Source organism: Klebsiella sp. C239, from assembly GCF_048822715.1.
Lineage (GTDB): Bacteria > Pseudomonadota > Gammaproteobacteria > Enterobacterales > Enterobacteriaceae > Klebsiella > Klebsiella quasipneumoniae.
Genome location: NZ_JBMEZK010000006.1, coordinates 346,717 through 363,153, shown reverse-complemented (window position 1 = coordinate 363,153; position 16,437 = coordinate 346,717). Strand labels below are relative to the sequence as shown.

16 protein-coding genes and 1 tRNA gene are annotated in these 16,437 nt (G+C 59.1%); 7 read left to right on the top strand and 10 right to left on the bottom strand.

Annotated elements, in window-relative coordinates; genetic code table 11:
• Positions 1-5 precede the first annotated feature (5 nt).
• A complete protein-coding gene (nlpA, locus tag ACOI6Z_RS18315) occupies positions 6-815 on the top strand; it encodes a lipoprotein NlpA (RefSeq protein WP_023291400.1) in 810 nt (269 codons plus the stop codon).
• A gap of 24 nt (positions 816-839) precedes the next feature.
• Positions 840-1,694, top strand: a complete 855-nt coding sequence (locus ACOI6Z_RS18310) for a DMT family transporter (protein ID WP_023291399.1) — start codon at positions 840-842, stop codon at positions 1,692-1,694.
• Here ACOI6Z_RS18310 and ACOI6Z_RS18305 read toward each other — a convergent pair.
• Positions 1,684-2,244 (bottom strand): NUDIX hydrolase, encoded by a 561-nt coding sequence (locus ACOI6Z_RS18305; protein WP_044525065.1) that lies wholly within the window; start codon positions 2,242-2,244, stop codon positions 1,684-1,686. The two genes, ACOI6Z_RS18310 and ACOI6Z_RS18305, sit on opposite strands and share 11 nt — an antisense overlap.
• A gap of 167 nt (positions 2,245-2,411) precedes the next feature.
• Here ACOI6Z_RS18305 and ACOI6Z_RS18300 point away from each other — a divergent pair, with 167 nt between their 5' ends.
• Both ACOI6Z_RS18300 and ACOI6Z_RS18295 read left to right on the top strand, forming a co-directional pair.
• Positions 2,412-3,191, top strand: a complete 780-nt coding sequence (locus tag ACOI6Z_RS18300) for an MBL fold metallo-hydrolase (RefSeq protein WP_023291397.1) — start codon at positions 2,412-2,414, stop codon at positions 3,189-3,191.
• Positions 3,192-3,212: 21 nt separating this feature from the next.
• Positions 3,213-4,166, top strand: coding sequence for a GlxA family transcriptional regulator (locus ACOI6Z_RS18295; protein ID WP_023291396.1), 954 nt, complete (start codon positions 3,213-3,215; stop codon positions 4,164-4,166).
• Here ACOI6Z_RS18295 and ACOI6Z_RS18290 read toward each other — a convergent pair.
• On the bottom strand, positions 4,163-5,212 hold the full coding sequence (locus ACOI6Z_RS18290; protein WP_044525064.1) for an NAD(P)-dependent alcohol dehydrogenase: 1,050 nt from the start codon (positions 5,210-5,212) through the stop codon (positions 4,163-4,165). The two genes, ACOI6Z_RS18295 and ACOI6Z_RS18290, sit on opposite strands and share 4 nt — an antisense overlap.
• A gap of 362 nt (positions 5,213-5,574) precedes the next feature.
• Between ACOI6Z_RS18290 and ACOI6Z_RS18285 the strand changes: the two genes are divergently transcribed.
• The gene (locus ACOI6Z_RS18285; protein WP_044525063.1) at positions 5,575-6,273 is read left to right on the top strand and encodes a winged helix-turn-helix transcriptional regulator; all 699 of its coding nucleotides are present in this window, start codon (positions 5,575-5,577) and stop codon (positions 6,271-6,273) included.
• A gap of 49 nt (positions 6,274-6,322) precedes the next feature.
• On the opposite strand, the gene ACOI6Z_RS18280 is transcribed toward ACOI6Z_RS18285, so the two are convergent.
• The 4 genes from ACOI6Z_RS18280 to ACOI6Z_RS18265 all read right to left on the bottom strand — a co-directional run bounded on the left by ACOI6Z_RS18280 (position 6,323) and on the right by ACOI6Z_RS18265 (position 8,462).
• On the bottom strand, positions 6,323-6,613 hold the full coding sequence (locus tag ACOI6Z_RS18280) for a putative quinol monooxygenase (RefSeq protein ID WP_023291393.1): 291 nt from the start codon (positions 6,611-6,613) through the stop codon (positions 6,323-6,325).
• A 1-nt stretch (position 6,614) separates the two neighbouring features.
• Positions 6,615-7,622, bottom strand: coding sequence for a zinc-binding alcohol dehydrogenase family protein (locus tag ACOI6Z_RS18275; protein ID WP_044525062.1), 1,008 nt, complete (start codon positions 7,620-7,622; stop codon positions 6,615-6,617).
• A 112-nt stretch (positions 7,623-7,734) separates the two neighbouring features.
• Entirely contained in the window at positions 7,735-8,202 is a 468-nt protein-coding gene (locus tag ACOI6Z_RS18270; protein ID WP_050533625.1) for a DUF3237 domain-containing protein, read from the bottom strand.
• A gap of 165 nt (positions 8,203-8,367) precedes the next feature.
• Positions 8,368-8,462 (bottom strand) — tRNA-Sec (locus ACOI6Z_RS18265).
• Positions 8,463-8,750: 288 nt separating this feature from the next.
• On the opposite strand from ACOI6Z_RS18265, the gene ACOI6Z_RS18260 reads away from it, so the two are divergent.
• Both ACOI6Z_RS18260 and ACOI6Z_RS18255 read left to right on the top strand, forming a co-directional pair.
• Positions 8,751-8,945, top strand: coding sequence for a hypothetical protein (locus ACOI6Z_RS18260; RefSeq protein WP_044525061.1), 195 nt, complete (start codon positions 8,751-8,753; stop codon positions 8,943-8,945).
• A gap of 31 nt (positions 8,946-8,976) precedes the next feature.
• The gene (locus ACOI6Z_RS18255) at positions 8,977-9,699 is read left to right on the top strand and encodes a MurR/RpiR family transcriptional regulator (RefSeq protein ID WP_050533492.1); all 723 of its coding nucleotides are present in this window, start codon (positions 8,977-8,979) and stop codon (positions 9,697-9,699) included.
• A 108-nt stretch (positions 9,700-9,807) separates the two neighbouring features.
• Here ACOI6Z_RS18255 and ACOI6Z_RS18250 read toward each other — a convergent pair whose 3' ends face one another.
• From ACOI6Z_RS18250 to ACOI6Z_RS18235, 4 genes are all read right to left on the bottom strand, one after another.
• Positions 9,808-11,187 (bottom strand): glycoside hydrolase, encoded by a 1,380-nt coding sequence (locus ACOI6Z_RS18250; protein ID WP_032454377.1) that lies wholly within the window; start codon positions 11,185-11,187, stop codon positions 9,808-9,810.
• Between the two features lie 12 nt (positions 11,188-11,199).
• On the bottom strand, positions 11,200-12,759 hold the full coding sequence (locus tag ACOI6Z_RS18245; protein WP_048298575.1) for a PTS transporter subunit EIIC: 1,560 nt from the start codon (positions 12,757-12,759) through the stop codon (positions 11,200-11,202).
• 247 nt (positions 12,760-13,006) lie between these two features.
• Positions 13,007-14,722, bottom strand: coding sequence for an AsmA family protein (locus ACOI6Z_RS18240; protein WP_044525058.1), 1,716 nt, complete (start codon positions 14,720-14,722; stop codon positions 13,007-13,009).
• 151 nt (positions 14,723-14,873) lie between these two features.
• Positions 14,874-16,265 (bottom strand): nucleobase:cation symporter-2 family protein, encoded by a 1,392-nt coding sequence (locus tag ACOI6Z_RS18235; protein WP_004150226.1) that lies wholly within the window; start codon positions 16,263-16,265, stop codon positions 14,874-14,876.
• Between the last annotated feature and the right edge of the window lie 172 nt (positions 16,266-16,437).

The window sequence follows — 16,437 nt, the reverse complement described above, 5'->3', positions numbered from 1 at the left end:
AGAGGATGAGATTACGTTTACGTGCCGCCGCCGCGGTAATGCTGGCGGGTCTGGCGCTGGTCGGCTGCGACCAAAAGGGTAATGAAGCGAAGCACATTAAGGTCGGCGTGATTAACGGCGCTGAACAGGATGTGGCGGAAGTGGCGAAGAAAGTGGCCAAAGAGAAATATGGTCTGGAGGTTGAGCTGGTGGGGTTCAGCGGCTCGCTGTTGCCTAACGAATCGACCAACGCCGGGGATCTGGACGCCAACGTCTTCCAGCATCGGCCTTTCCTTGAGCAGGACAACAAAGCGCATAACTACCATCTGGTGGCGGTAGGCAATACCTTCGTCTTCCCGATGGCCGGCTATTCGCGCAAGATAAAGTCAGTCGCCGAACTGAAAGACGGCGCGACGATCGCTATCCCCAACGATCCGACCAACCTCGGGCGGGCGCTGCTGCTGCTGCAAAAAGAGAAGCTGATAACCCTCAAAGCCGGTACCGGCCTGCTGCCGACGGCGGTGGATATCACCGACAACCCGCATCATCTGAAAATTATGGAGCTGGAAGGGGCGCAACTGCCGCGCGTACTCGACGATCCTAAAGTCGACGTGGCCATCATCAGCACCACCTACCTGCAGCAAACCGGGCTGTCGCCGGTTCGCGATGGCATCTTTATCGAAGATAAAAACTCGCCCTACGTGAACATCATCGTGACCCGGGAAGACAATAAAGACGCGGAAAACGTGAAGGAGTTTATGCAGTCGTACCAGTCGCCGGAGGTGGCGAAGGCGGCAGAGACTATCTTCAACGGCGGCGCGGTGCCGGGCTGGTAAGCCAACTTACAGGGAGAGGCGCGTATGGTACGCCAACGGCAGGCTGATCTGCTGCTGATTGCCGCGACGGTGATTGCCGCCTGCGGCTGGATTTTTTCCCGCGAGGCGATCGCCGGCATGCCGGTATTCGCGTTCCTTGGGCTGCGCTTTTTCTTCGCCGCGCTGCTGCTGCTGCCGTTTTGCCGCGGGTTTCGCCCGCAAAAGCAGCACTGGCCAAAGCTCATCATCAGCGGGCTATGGTTTGCGCTCAACCTCTGCCTGTGGATCTACTCGGTCTCCACGACGGCATCGCTCGGCGAAGGGGCGTTTATCATGAGCCTGTCGATGATGTTCGTCCCGCTGACCGCGTGGGTGATGATGAAGGTGCGTCCGCCGCGGGCCTGGTGGGAGTGCCTGCCGATCGCGGTGGTGGGCCTGGGCCTGCTCAGCCTGCACATGCCGATAGTCTTCCATCCCAGCCAGGGCTGGTTTTTGCTGACGGCGCTGGTGCAGTCCATCTGGTTCTGTTACACCAGCCGCTGCGCGCGCGAAGTACCGCTGATCCCCCTGACCACCGTGCAGCTGGCGATCACTGGTATCGTCGGGTTGACCCTCTCCGCTGCCGTTGAACGCTGGGACCAGCCGATGACCCTGCCGACCTTCGGCTGGCTGGTGGCCAGCATTGTCATCGCCACCAGCCTGCGCTTCGGTCTGCAGATGAAGGGGCAGAAGTACGCGGCGGTGGCCAGCGCGGCGATCATCATGGTGCTCGAACCGCTGCTGACGGTCATTGCCGCCGCGCTGTGGTATGGCGAACAGCTGCCGCTGCAGAAGATTATCGGCGGCGTGCTGATCCTGGTTGCCCAGCTGTGGTTCCGCTGGCGGATGCTTAAGCCGTAGCCTGCCCGGTGCGCGGCTGCGCCATCAATTGCAGCAGCGGCACCAGCGACAGCCCGTCCGGCATTTCGCCGCGGGCGATCAGCTGGTTTATCTCCTCAAAGGTAAACCAGCCGGTTTCCATCACTTCATCCTGATCCGCATCCATCCCCACCCAGCGTAAACCGGTGGCCAGCCAGGTGATAAACAGCTGATCGCTGCTGCCGTAGGAGGGGTTGAAGCGAATGATCTCCTCGACGCGTTGCGCCTGCCAGCCGGTCTCTTCCCGCAGCTCGCGCAGCGCGGCGACCGCCGGATCTTCCCCTTCGTCAACGCCGCCTGACGGAATGGCCCACACCACCTTGTCGATCAGGTAGCGGTAGTGGCGAATCAGCAGCACTTTCTCATCCTGAATGGCCACAATCCCCACCGCCGGGCGCGGATAGTGAATGGCGTAAAAGTCGCGGCGCTCGCCGGGGGCGATATCAATACCCACCTTGCGCATGCTGAACCACGGCGTCTCGGCGATGACCTGCGGGTCGTGCATATCGGCGGCGGTCAGTTTTTTCTTCATCCTGCCACTCCTGTCAAAAATGGAGCCTTCAGAACAACATAGCCGGAGGCGGATAGCAATCGCCGCAGGTTGGCCCGATTTCATCGATCCTTGCCCAAATGCCCCTATTGCGCCAGGCTGGTACTCAGTACGATGTTCGTCAAATCACCCCCCTGAGGAACGCCAACATGAACATCACCCATATCCGTAACGCGACCCAGATTATTGAATACGCCGGGAAAAAGTTTCTGATCGATCCGATGCTGGCGGACAAGGGCGCCTGGCCGGGTTTTCCTGGCACCGCGCGCAGCGAGCTGCGCAACCCGCTGGTGGCGCTGCCTTTTTCCCGCGATAAAATCATCGACGTTGACGCGGTGATCGTCACCCATACCCATGACGATCACTGGGACGAGGCGGCGATCGCCGCGATCCCGAAAACCCTGCCGGTGTTCGTCCAGCACGAAGCCGACGGCGCGTTGCTGCGCAGCCAGGGTTTCCAGGATATCCGCCTGCTGACGGCAGACAGCGAATTTGCCGGCGTGCGCCTGCTGAAAACCACCTCCGGCCAGCACGGCAGCGATCGCACCTACGCGGTGCCGGCGATGGCCGAACGCCTGGGCGAGGCCTGCGGCGTGCTGTTTCGCCATCCGCAGGAGAAGACGCTATGGCTGGTGGGGGATACCATCTGGCGTGATGAAATTGCAGCCGACCTGCTGAAGCTGCGCCCGGACGTGGTGGTCCTCAACGCCGGCTACGCCCACGTCATCGGCTTTGGCCCGATTATCATGGGCAAAGAGGATCTCCTGAACGTACACTTCACCCTGCCGGAAGCGAAAATCATGGCGATTCACCTGGAAGCGGTCAACCACTGCCTGGTGAGCCGGGAAGAGATGCGCCAGTATGCGCTGGATAATCAGATAGCCGAGGTAGTGTGTATCCCGCAGGATGGGGAAACCGTGGTTTATTAACGTGCGCAAGGGGAAGGAACGATGAAACTCACCGACGTGGCGATTGTTGCCGTAGAGGGCTTTAGCCCGTTTCATTATGCCGTTCCCTGCATGCTGTTTGGCGATTCGGTCTCTGAAAGCAAACGCTTTAACCTGCACATTTGCGCCGAGCGGCCGGGGCTGCTGCGCGCCCGCGACGGCTTTGCGCTGTACGCCAGCGGCGATTACGCCGTGCTGGAACAGGCGGATATCGTGGTGGTGCCTTACTGGGGCGAGGTCGACCGCCGCCCGCCGCAGGCGCTGCTTGATAGCCTGGTGCGGGCCCGGAATAACGGCGCGGAAATCGTCGGTCTGTGCCTCGGCGCGTTCGTTCTGGGCTACGCCGGGCTGCTGGACGGGAAACGCGCGGCGACCCACTGGGAGTTTGAGCAGGATTTTCAGCGCCGGTTTCCGCAGGTGCGGCTGGATATCAACGCCCTGTACGTCGACGACCAGCGGATCATTACTTCGGCGGGCACCGCGGCGGCGCTGGACTGTTGCCTCTACATCATCCGCCAGCGTTTCGGCAGCCTCGCGGCCAACCAGATCGCCCGGCGGCTGATTGTTTCACCGCACCGCGAGGGCGGCCAGGCGCAGTTCATCGCCCAGCCGGTGCCGAAAAACACCCGCGATGCGCGAATCAACTGCCTGCTGGATTATCTGCAGCAGCATATTGCCGAGCCGCATAATCTCGATTCGCTGGCGCGGGTGGTGGCGATGAGCCGCCGCAGCCTGACCCGCCACTTCGCCCGGGCGACCGGGATGAGCATTACCGACTGGCTGACCGCCGAACGCCTGCGCCGCAGCCAGAGCCTGCTTGAGGCGGGCGATCTGCCGGTTGAGCAGGTGGCGGAGGCGGTGGGTTATCTCTCTGCCGTCACCTGGCGTCAGCAGTTTAAGGCGCGCTTTGGCGTCAGTCCGACCGAATGGCGGCGCACCTTTCGCCGCGGCGCTTAGCCGGCGAGGGTCGCGCTGTCGATCACGAAGCGGTATTTCACATCGCCCTTGACCATTCTTTCCCAGGCTTCGTTGATCTCATCCCCGCGGATCAGTTCGATATCGGCGACGATGCCGTGTTCAGCGCAGAAGTCGAGCATCTCCTGAGTTTCCGCGATCCCGCCAATCATCGACCCGGCAATCGACCGGCGGCGGATGATCAGATTGAACACTTCCGGCGACGGATGCGGCGTGGCCGGAGCGCCCACCAGCGTCATGGTGCCATCGCGCTTCAGCAGCGTGGTGAAGGCATCGAGATTATGCGGCGCCGCCACGGTGTTGAGGATGAAATCGAAGCTTTTGACGTGGGCCGCCATTTCGTCTTCGTTACGCGACACCACCACCTCATCGGCGCCCAGCGCTCTGGCCGCATTACGCTTGGATTCGGAGGTGGTAAAGGCCACCACGTGAGCCCCCATGGCGTGGGCCAACTTGATTCCCATATGCCCAAGGCCGCCGATGCCGACCACGCCGACTTTTTTACCCGGCCCGGCGTGCCAGTGGCGCAGCGGCGAGTACGTCGTGATCCCGGCGCACAGCAGCGGCGCGACGGCGGCCAGCTGCGCTTCGGGATGGGTTATCCGCAGCACGTAGTGTTCTTTAACCACGATCTGCTGTGAATAGCCGCCCAGAGTGTGGCCCGGCGCGTCCTGAGTCGGTCCGTTGTAGGTCAGCACCATATGGTCGCAGTAGTTCTCCAGCCCCTCAGCGCACTCCTCGCACTGTTGGCAGCTATCGACCATGCAGCCGACGCCCACCAGATCGCCGACGGCGTAGCGCGAGACAGCGTCGCCGACCGCGGTGACCCGGCCCACAATTTCATGCCCCGGCACGCAGGGATAGAGCGTTCCCGCCCATTCCGATCGCGCCTGGTGGAGATCGGAGTGGCAGACGCCGCAGTAGGCGATGGCGATCTGCACATCCTGCGGCCCCGGTTCGCGGCGGGTGATGGCCATTGATTCCAGCGGCTGGCTGGCGGAGTAGGTACCTATAGCGTTGATCAGCATAGCGAAACCTCTTGATCGAATAGAGCGGGAGATGGATGCGGGTCGTCAGTGGCATCGATAAGGGTAGCCTGGACTGGGAGAGATGCGAGGGGGAAAGCGGCATCAGACACGGCGTAAGCGAGCGAGTCGCCGGAGCCGCAATTTATAAGACAGGTTTATCATTTAAGCGGCTAAGCCGTATAAATATTTACGAAAATTATTGTTTTTTAGTGATGGAAAATCGAGGTAAACCGCTTATGCCGATAATAATGCTTACACTCTTTTTATTATGGAAACGACTTGGTTTTTATTCATGATTGCGCGTGTTGATACTATTACCGCTGAAAATCATGCCCTTCAACCTGACTTAATGACACAACACGATGTCGAAACCTGACGCCAACGGCCAGAATTCCCGGTCATTACCCTCTTTTTTTTATGGACGACGAACAAAACCGTTACCTGCGGTGGAATCCTTATTATCCGCGTTCCGGCCTGTCAGCACCCCTTTTGAACTGGCGCAGTCAAACTATTACCATTTTCCCTTGGCCCAAAGCGAATCCGGCTTCATTCTCCTCGAAGAAGGCGTGGCTTCAGTTTGCTTTGCGGAAAATCAACTGGTGATATCGACGGTCCTCGCCCCGGCTATATTGGGATTAATTGATAATTATGGCGTGTTTAACGGACTCCCGGATATACGCCACAGTTCTCTGTTTGCTGAGACGGATTTAAGCGGGCGCTGGATAGCGCATCAGGCTGCGGTCAATATCCTGAATGAGAAAAACCTGTGGCAGGAGATGGCCCATATCCTGACGCAGCGGTTGATGGTGTTGAGCATGCGCGAGCGGGAGCTGCTGGGGGTGGACTCTTACCAGATGGTGCGCATCCTGTTAATGGAGCTGGCGGTCTATTCGGAGACGTACCGTAGACAGATCAATGTATTAAGGTTTATCCAGCGGCGTACCAACCTGTCGCGTAGCCGCATTATGTCGATTCTGTCGGAGCTGCGCAAAGGCGGTTATATTATTATCCACCGCGGGGTGTTGATGACTATCGCCCAACCGCTTCCCGCCAATTTTTGAGCCTGGCAGGCGAAGGGCGTGATTTGTCGCCCCCCACCTGCTGGTCCGCTTAGGGCTCAATCGCCGTCAGGTAGTCCAGCCGCAGCGGCTCAGCCAGCAGACGCTCCATCTGCGTAACAAACGCCTGAAAATAGGGCATCTCTACATGCGCATCAAGGGCGTCCTGCCCACGCCACGCTTCGCGCATGTAGAAAGTGTCCGGCGCGTCGCGCAGCTGGAACAGCGCGTAGTCGAGATTGCCCGGCTCCTGTCTCGTCGGCAGGAGCAGCTTCTGCAGGGCCTGGCGCAGCGCGTCCGTTTGGCCTGGTTTCGCCTTGAGCACGGCGAGCAGGGTTATCATCTTAAAATCCCTCCAGCACAATCTTGCCCACCGCGCGTCCGGTTTCCAGCTGGCGATGCGCTTTCTGCAGATTGTCGGCAGTGATGGCGCCGTAGTGTTCGCCGAGGGTGGTTTTGATCGTGTGGTTGTCGATCAGGGCCGCCACGCGGGTCAGCAGCTGATGCTGGGCGATCATGTCATCCGTCTCAAACATTGAGCGGGTGAACATAAATTCCCAGTGCAGGGAGAGGCTTTTGGCTTTCAGCGGCACCACGTCCAGGGTCTCCGGATCATCAATCAGCGCCAGCTTGCCCTGCGGGGCGAGGGCGTCAATCAGCGCGTTGAAGTGCTGGTCGGTGTTGGTCAGGCTGGCGACATGGGTCACCGCGTTGATGCCGATACGCGCCAGCTCGTCGGCGAGCGGCTTGCTGTGATCGATAACATGGTGCGCGCCCGCCTCGCGGACCCACCGTTGACTCTCCGGACGCGAGGCGGTGCCGATCACCGTCATGGCGGTCAGTTTACTGGCCAGCTGGGTCAGGATCGAGCCCACGCCGCCCGCCGCGCCGACGATCAGCAGCGTGTCGCCCGCGTTGCCGCCTTCCGTGACGCCGAGACGGTGAAACAGCAGCTCCCAGGCGGTGATCGCCGTCAGCGGCAGCGCGGCGGCGGAGGCGTTATCGAGGGTGCGCGGTTTGTGCGCCACCAGGCGCTCATCCACCAGCTGATATTCACTGTTGCTGCCGGCCCGGCCCAGGGCGCCGGCGTACCAGACCTCATCGCCTGGCGCGAACAGCGTCACTTCCTCGCCGACGGACTGCACCACGCCAACGGCGTCCCAGCCCAGCACCCGCGGCGTGTCGCCCTGGAAGCCGGCGCGCACTTTGGTGTCTACCGGATTGACCGAGACCGCCTTCACGGCAACCAGCAGGTCACGCCCGTGGGCGGAGGGGACCGGCAGGTCGATCTCGGTTAAAAAAGGGATATTGTCGCCGTCAGCGGCGGCTTGAGTAATGGCGATAGCTTTCATAACTGCTCCGGTCTGTGAATCGGGTGAATAAAGCGATGACGCGATAGTAGACCGGTGCCGGGAGGGGAAAAACGGGTTAACGGCAATAACAGTTATATGCAGAAAGTGAAAATCAGCCCACCTGATAGAAATCGAGCATCACCCCATCCTGAGTACGCCCGCCAGCACAGATAAACAGCGAGGTGGTTAGCCAGCTGAGCGCGGGGGTATCCACCTCGAAGGTGGGGACGGTGCGAAAATAGATATCTTCCGGCGGAATAGTGCTAAAAAAGCGCATATCGTCGGCGAACAGTTGGTCATGATAGTGGGCCGGCACCCGGCGGATACCGTTGTTTTCCACGTACATCGTCCCTTCCTCCACCTGCAGGGCATAGCGGGCGGATAGCCTGCATGTGCCGTCGGGCCCGATAATCTGGCTATCGACGCCGCCGGGCAGCACGTGGCCGCGCAGTTGACCCGAGACGCTGCCGCCGAGAATCGGGATCAGCTGGCGCTTGCCGGTCTGCGGACTGCGGGAGACTATCACCGGTTTATCAACCTGGATGGTAATGGAAAAACAGTGTCTCAGTTCGGGGGTCATCATGGCTCTCCTGTTTCGGTTGGCAACGACACGCGGCCTTTGCGTCAGTGTAACGGGTTTGCAGGAGACAAAATAACGCAGGGTTTGGATGAAAATGATTGGCTGAGATGATGGGTTTTGCGACTCAGTTTGGTTGGGCGTGGCTGTGGGCGAGCAGAGGCAAACTGGCGGAAGATCACAGGAGTTGAACCTGCCCGGGACCGCTGGCGGCCCCAACTGGATTTGAAGTCCAGCCACCTCACCGGAGATGACGATCTTCCGCGCCTCGATTGCTACATGGAGGCGGGGCGCATTATAGCTACTTTCAGCCGTTTACCACATACCTGAACGCACTTTTTTACTGTTAAAACTGGACTTTGCAGAACAGTCTGAGACAAATCCGTTCAAAATCCATGAGTTACACTTTTTCATACTCTTTTCAGGCTAACGCGATCGCAAAATACATGAAACATATTCTGATAATGACCTAATTCATCTTCCTGCGGCAAAGGCTGATAAAAAATGTAACCGGTACCCATCCGTGGTGCCGCCAAGGGAATTGTGCCCATATGAAAGATCCTGTTTTGTCCGTCAAAGAGAAAAATGGCTACGGCATCATGGGCGACGGCGCCACCCTCCCCATTATTCTCGCCTTGTTCACCCTCATTTCGGCGGAGAGGGTTTTTTTATTCCATTTTTGTACAAAAAGTAACATTCATTTCAGTCTGGTGACTCAGGCCGCAGACGCTATTCCTGAACGGTGATAGCGTATGCTGCCGCTGAGAGGAGCCCGCCATGGACTTAGAAAATATCTTTCGTGACGTGAAGCTAAGCAAAACGGAAATGACCGTGCTGCGCTTTATCCAGAACGACCCGGAGCTGTGTATCCGCCAGGGGATCCGCGCCGTGGCGGAGCAGTGCTACAGTAACCCCTCCTCGCTGGTGCGGTTGGCGAAAAAGCTTAAGTTCAGCGGCTGGCTGGAGCTGGTCTATTTCATCAAGTTCAATATCACCATGCCGAAGCTCGATGTCACCAACGATATCGACTATATGAGCATTCAGCCGGCGGAGGCGCTGACGCCGCTGCTGGCAAGCCTCGCGCAGCAGCGCGTCCTGATCCACGGCAGCGGCTTTTCGCAGCTGATTGCCCAGTATATTTATAACAAGTTTCTCGTCACTGGGGTGAATGCCAGCCTGGCGCTGTGGCCGGATTACGAAATCCTTGAGCAGAAAAACGCCGCTCGCTTCGACTCCATCTGGATCATTTCTAAATCCGGGCGCAGCAGCTCGGCGCTCAACTGGGTGAAGGCCCTGGAGGGGAAAGAGATCAACCTGGTCTGCTTTACCGGTGATTATCAGAGCCCGCTGGCGCAGGCTGCGGATACGGCGTTTATCATTCACGATCCGCAGAAGTTCGACGATGATATTTACTGGAGCAACCCGTTTTTCGGCTACTGCATCCTAGGCTTTGAGCGGCTACTGAAGATGTGGTTTACCCGCGCACCTGGCAATAGCTAGCCCCGCTAAGCGCAGTGCCGCCGGGCAATATATCAGGCGCCGCGCCGCCATGTTGCCGGGTGGCGGCTGCGCCTTACCCGGCCTACGCCTCCAGGTCCGGTCAGTGATTTACCGCCAGGCGGCGAACTGCTTATCGTCGAGATAAGCTTCGACCAGGGTTTTCGCCAGCGACCAGGAACCGATCAGCGGGTGCGCCATCAGCGCCCGCACCGCCAGCGACTTATCCTGCTGCAGGATCGCCGCTACCGCCAGCCGCTCATACTCTTTCACGCAGGAAATCATATTCTTCTGCGCCGTCGGCACCTTCGTCGGCGTGACCGGCCTGAGGCCCTCCCGGCTCAGGTCGCAGCTGATCTCAATCACGTCGTCAGGGCGCAAAAAGTCGAGCGTGCCATTATTCTGGATCGACACCACGATCCGCTTGGTGGTGGTGCTGTTCACCGCTTCCAGAATATCCAGCGCCACCCCGGCATAGCCGCCGGTGTCCGGCTCTTCGATAAACTGCCGCAGCGTCAGCGGCTCGCGGGTATGAAATTTCTCCTGCCGGGATTCGTTCTGCATATAGCTGTTTTCCCGGCGCAGGTAGTGCTGCATCCAGATATTGAAGGCGGCTTCCGGCTGCGTTCTGGCATCCACGGTGCGCAGCGCCTGGCGCATCTCCTGATTGATACGGGCGATCTGCTCCCCGCGCGTTTCGCCTGCCCCCTGAATCGCCTTCAGCGCCTCGTCGCGATAGTAGTAATAATAGAGATATTCGTTGAGTAACTGGTTATCGCACAGCCGCACCAGCTCGGGTGAGAAGTACTGCATCGCGGTCTTCTGGTACAGCGCCGGGCTGGCGATCAGCCGCTCGGTCACCGCTTCCCCGCGCACGGTGAAGTGGGTAAACCAGGAGAAATGGTTCAGCCCATAGCATTCCACGCTCAGGTCGCGCTCCTCACAGCCGAGGATCGCCGGCAGTTCACGAATCAGCTCGGAAGGCGCATCGCAGATCCCATAGACCCGACGCTTAAAGCCGGACTTGACGATCGCTTCCGTCACCAGGCCTGACGGGTTGGTAAAGTTAAACAGAATGGCGTCTTCGGCGGCATGGGCTTCGATCAGCCGGCAATAGTCGAGGATCGCCGGGATCGAGCGCATAGCCATCGCGAAGCCGCCGGCGCCGGTGGTCTCCTGGCCGAGGGTGTTATGTTGCAGCGCAATGCGCTCGTCGCGAATGCGGCTTTCATCGCCGCCGACCCGCAGGGTGGTAATAATATAATTGGCGTTTTGCAGCGCCGCGACCGGGTCGGTGGTGGTCGTGAAATGAATATCCGGGCGAATGGTCGTAAATACATAGCGGGCAATTTCGCCGAATATCGCCAGATTATCCGCAGAGTTATCGAGAAAAACCACCTCCGTTAAACCAATGCGGTGAGCATTATATGCCAGAGATTTCGCTAAAAATGCAGAGCGAACGCCGCCCCCGCCTAATACGGTTAATTTCATACAAACTCCTCATTAATTTTCTGCTAACCAGTTATCAACCCGGGAACGTACCTGTCCCACTTTTACGCCATAAATAACCTGAACTTCATTACGATTGCGCACCACGCCGTTGGCGCCGGTATTTTTTAATTGCGCGTCATCAACTTGCGCCATATCGCGCACGGCTACGCGCAGACGAGTAAAACAATTATCGACGGAGAGAATATTCTCCTTGCCCCCGAGGCCGCAGATAATGTCATCGGTAACCGACTGCGGCTGCGCGACTTTCTGGCGGTACTCCGCTTTGCTGTAGAGCTTCACGCTCTCGTCATCTTCCCGGCCCGGCGTTTTCAGATTCAGCTTCACCACCAGGGTGCGGAAAATCACGTAGTAGACGGCGAACTGGCCGATCCCGATAAGGACATATCCCGGCCAGCGCGTTAAGGAGACCGGCAGCGGCAGGTTATAGATCAGAAATTCGATCAGGCCCGATGCGCCCCAGGGGCGTACGGTGAAGAGGTCGCAAATGGCCTGCGAGGCGGCGGTTAACGTCGCATGGATCACCCACAGCAGCGGCGAGACAAACAAAAAGGTGAACTCAATCGGCTCGGTGATGCCGGTCAGCATGGAGGTGATAATCGCCGGCAGCAGAATCGCCTTAGCCATTACTTTTTTCTCCGGCTTCGCGGTGTGGTAGAACGCCAGCGAGGCGCCGGCGAGGCCGAAGATGGTGGTCATCCCTTGCTGTGAGAAGCGTAGGGCCTCATTCATCACCGGGGTCAGATCCGGGTGGCGCATATAGGCGAGGAAAATGGCCTGGGTACCGGAGACCACCTGGCCGTCCACGTTCAGGGTGCCGCCAATCTGGGTGAGCTGGAAGGGGGACCAGACAAAATGGTGCAGGCCGGTCGGGATAAGAAATTTTTCAAAGAAACCATAGACGAAGACCCCGGCGACCCCGGCATTTTTCATAAAGCCGGTGAGGGCGGAGATGCCGTGGGTCATAAACGGCCAAATCCAGGTAAAGGCGATGGCGTAGAAGATAACCACCGGCGTCATCGCCACCAGCGTCAGCTTGGCGCCGCCGTACATCGACAGCGCGCCGGGCAGGTCAATGGTAGAGACTTTATTGTGCACCCACGCGATGGTGCAGCCGAGAATAATGCCAAGGAAAACGCCCATATCCACCACCACAAAGCCCAGCAGCTGGGTTTGCCCGGTGCCATAATATTCACCGTTAATTTTTTCGGCGAGTCCGTGGGTGTGTTCCAGCCAGGAGTGGTTGGCGCCAAGAAACATAATGAAGCACATCACCGCAACCAGCGCGACTTCGGTTTTTTTATCTTTTGCCAGACCATAGCTAATGCCGACGCAAAATAATAAGCCGAGGTTGCCAAATAAAGGCCAAAAGGTGTCGCCGAGCATCTGCCCAAGCTGGTGCAGGAAACTGGTTTCAGCAATTAATGTCGGATTAGTTAATACTGAACTGAGGGCCAGAATTAAGCCAATGACCGGCAAGAACAATACGGCGCCGATCATGGCCCGGGAGAATTTTTGCATATTCTCCAGAATACGCTGACGTATTTCAGGCATGATTGATCCTTTTATATTTTTGTAGGGACAGGGAGCGGTTTTTTATCGACTTCCAGTATTTTGGTTATAGCAACTCTGATATTTGAAGGGAACCAGTAGCGGTAAATAGGCACAGATAGGCGCTTATTGCACACAGGTTTCAGAATGCCTGCAGACCCTCTCCCTGACAGGGAGAGGGCGTAGCCAGAGCGGCGTTTTTGCAGAGAAGCCTTCCCTCTCCCGTGGGGGAGAGGATGATGGGATATCGCTATGGCGTGACGGGAGCGGGCGCTGGCGCGGCGGGGGCGGTATTGACCTCGCCGTTGCGCATCGTTTGCGCCACCTGCTGTTTCTCCATGTTCACGGCGCTAAGCTGTGCGTTGACCGTCGGCTTGAGCGGGGCATCGGCCTGCACGCTGCCGCTGGCGGTCAGCTGGAGATTGCCATCCCCGCTGATGGGGAGCGAAGGCCAGCCCCAGGCCTGCAGAATATTCAGCGGCACGCCGCGGCCGTTCAAGCTCAGATTGACCTGGCGCTGCGGCAGCTGGGATACCGCGGCGGTGGCCTGCAGGATACCGCGCTCGGTGAACGCGCTGAGCTCAGTGATATTGAGCGTCGACGCCGTGGCGCTCAGCTTGAGTGAAGGGCGGCGCACGTCAATTCGGTTAAAAGTCGCCGCCGCGGCGTTCAGCGTCGCGCTACCGTTCCACACCCCCCAGCTGCCGTTTTTCACCAGCTGAAGCTCGCCGCCATAGCCATCGAGAGCGGTAATTTGCCATGGGAAGGCAGGGTCCACATCGATGATCAGGTTGCGGCTGGCGCTGAATTTTTTCAGCGTCAGGCTTTGCAGCCAGGCCGGCAGCGGCGTCATCCACAGCGGCTTCCAGTTCGCCGGCAGCGTGTACTCCAGCCCGGCGAAGGCGGTGTCGTCGAGCACCAGCGCGTTACCGGCGCGCAGCCAGTTGCCGGAGGTTCGCACCATGCCGCCCTCCCAGCGCGAGGAGAACTGGCGCAGGGCAATACCCTGGGGTGAAAATTCGGCATTCACGATCGGGTCGAAAAAGTGCAGCGAGCCGTAGATAAATTCGCTGGCATTCATCGACAGCGTGCCGTCCTGGCTCTGCCAGCCGCCGTGACTGAGCGTCAGGTTGCGCAGGTTCAGGTCGAGGTCGGTTACCGCCCAGTCCGGCCCCTGCAGGCGGGCGTCGGTGATATCCAGGCGGCCAATCTGCAGAGAGGGGACCGTGGTTAACGGCGCGAAAAAGTCGGCCAGCGAGGCGGCGCTCTGCAGTCGGATCTCATTTAGCTGAAGGTTATCCACCAGCCAGCTGCCGTCGGCGCTGCGTTTCGCATTGCCGGTTAAGGTGCCGCGGGCGACATCGGCGCCGAGGGTGGAGAGGGTGACCTCGCCCTGATCAATCTTGCCCTGAATCAGGACGTTGCTGGCTTCGACGCCGTTGAGCGTCATTGAACCTGCGCTCATCTGGATCTGCGCCGTTTTCCCCAGCACATTGCCTGCCTCCGGCGCCCATGGGCTGACGCCGCCGGTGACGCGCTGCGCGCTGAGCGCCCAGCCGGTTTCCGGACTATTGAAAGCCATATTGCGCAACATCAGCCGGTCGGCAGCGAACGGCAGGTCGGCAGAGTGGGGGGACAGATTCAGGGTGCCGTCGTTAAGGACAATCTCATCCGCATGCAGCGGGTCGCTAAACTGGCGGGTGCTGAAACCAATATCGACCGTTTTCGCCACCAGGGTTGCCGGCTTGCCTTCCCGGCCAAAGGTGACGTTTTGCAACTGCACATGCAGAGGGGAGGAGAAATCATGATCCATCGCATCGAAGGAGACCTGCCAGCCGGTGCCATTGCTGAGCCAGGCGCTGGCCTGGCGGGCGCCCCAGTGGGTTTGCAGCAGGAACCACGCGCCAACCATGACGAGCAGCAGAGCGACTAGCAGCCAGAGAATCAGCTTTCCAAGAAATTTCATGGTCTTCCATTCTGTGAGATGCACATAACCGTGTTATGCCCGATTTAGGCGCACTTCTCAAGGCAGGCGTGGTTTATTTCCGTGACGGAGCAGGCGGTGGAGAACAACAGGGGGGCGTCCCGGCCGATGGCACGACCGGGGGCGCGTTAAATCAGGCTTTTTCCGGCGGGAAAATTAAATTCAGAACAATCGCCGTGATACCGCCGGCGGCGATGCCGGAGGAGAGCAGATTCTTCAGCCAGTCCGGCGCGAACTGCAGGATCAACGGCTGTTGCGACACGCCGAGGCCCACCGCCAGCGACAGGGCGATAATCAGGATCGCCCGGCGATTCAGCGGCTCGCGGGAGACGATGCGCACGCCGGACGCGGCGATGGTGCCGAACATCACCAGCGTGGCGCCGCCGAGCACCGGCTCAGGGATATGCTGTACGAAACCGCTCACCGCCGGGAACAGCCCGAGGACGATCAGCATCAGCGCTACCACAAAGCCGACGTAGCGGCTGGCGACGCCGGTCAGCTGGATCACGCCGTTGTTCTGGCCGAAGCAGGAGTTCGGGAAGGTGTTGAAGACCGCGGAAACAAAGGAGTTGAGGCCGTTAGCCAGCACGCCGCCTTTCAGGCGTTTCATATACAGCGGACCGGAGACCGGCTGCTCGGAGACATCGGAGGTGGCGGTGATATCGCCGATGGTTTCCAGGGAGGTGATCATAAACACCAGCATCAGCGGCAGCAGGAGGCTCCAGTCGATGCCGAGGCCATAGTACAGCGGCGTCGGAACGGTGATGAGGCTGCTGTTGGTCGGGGCGGTGTTGGCCGGCAGCATATCGAGGAACCACGCCGCCAGATAGCCCGCCGCCATGGCAATCACCAGCGAAGCGATGCGCAAATAGGGATTACGCTGGCGGTTGAGAATGATGATCAGCGCCAGCACGATGCCCGCCAGCAGCAGGTTCTTCGGCGCGCCGAAGGTGTGGTCGGCCATCGCCGCGTAGCCGCCGCCGATGGAGGTCAATCCGACCTGAATCAGCGACAGGCCGATAATCATCACCACCACGCCGGAGACCAGCGGGGTAATGATGCGGCGCGCCAGATGCAGGACGCGGGAGAGAACCATTTCCGTGCAGCTGGCCAGCATCAGGGTGCCGAACAGGGCGGCCATCATTGTCGGGACGTCGGCGCCGCCGGTTTTCAGCGCGGTGCCGCCCATGATGAGCGGGGCGACAAAGTTGAAGCTGGTGCCCTGGATGGAGAGCAGTCCGGAACCGACCGGGCCCCAGGCTTTGATCTGAATAATGGAGGCCACGCCCGAGGCGAACAGCGACATGCTGATGATATGTTGGGTATCTTGCGCCGGGAGACCGAGAGCCTGGCAGATTAACAGCGCCGGGGTGATCACCGCGACAAACATCGCCAGCAGGTGCTGGAAGGCGGCGAACAGGGTTTGCGGTAGCGGTGGGCGATCTTCGAGGCGGTAGATTAATTCGCTGGCTGGTTTATGCGCAACCGGTTGCGCATTTTCTGACTCTGCGGTGTTAACGGACATCACAAGCAATCCCAAGGTGGCAAAGCGGGAATTTTATCGGACTGTAGACCAAAAGCAAACGTTTGCCAGCGATTGCCCATAAAAATTTATGCCGTGAATATGCGCAACGAGATAATTAACATTTTGTATGCTAAATCGCATCATTCAGGATACAAAATATGTTTTCCTGTCA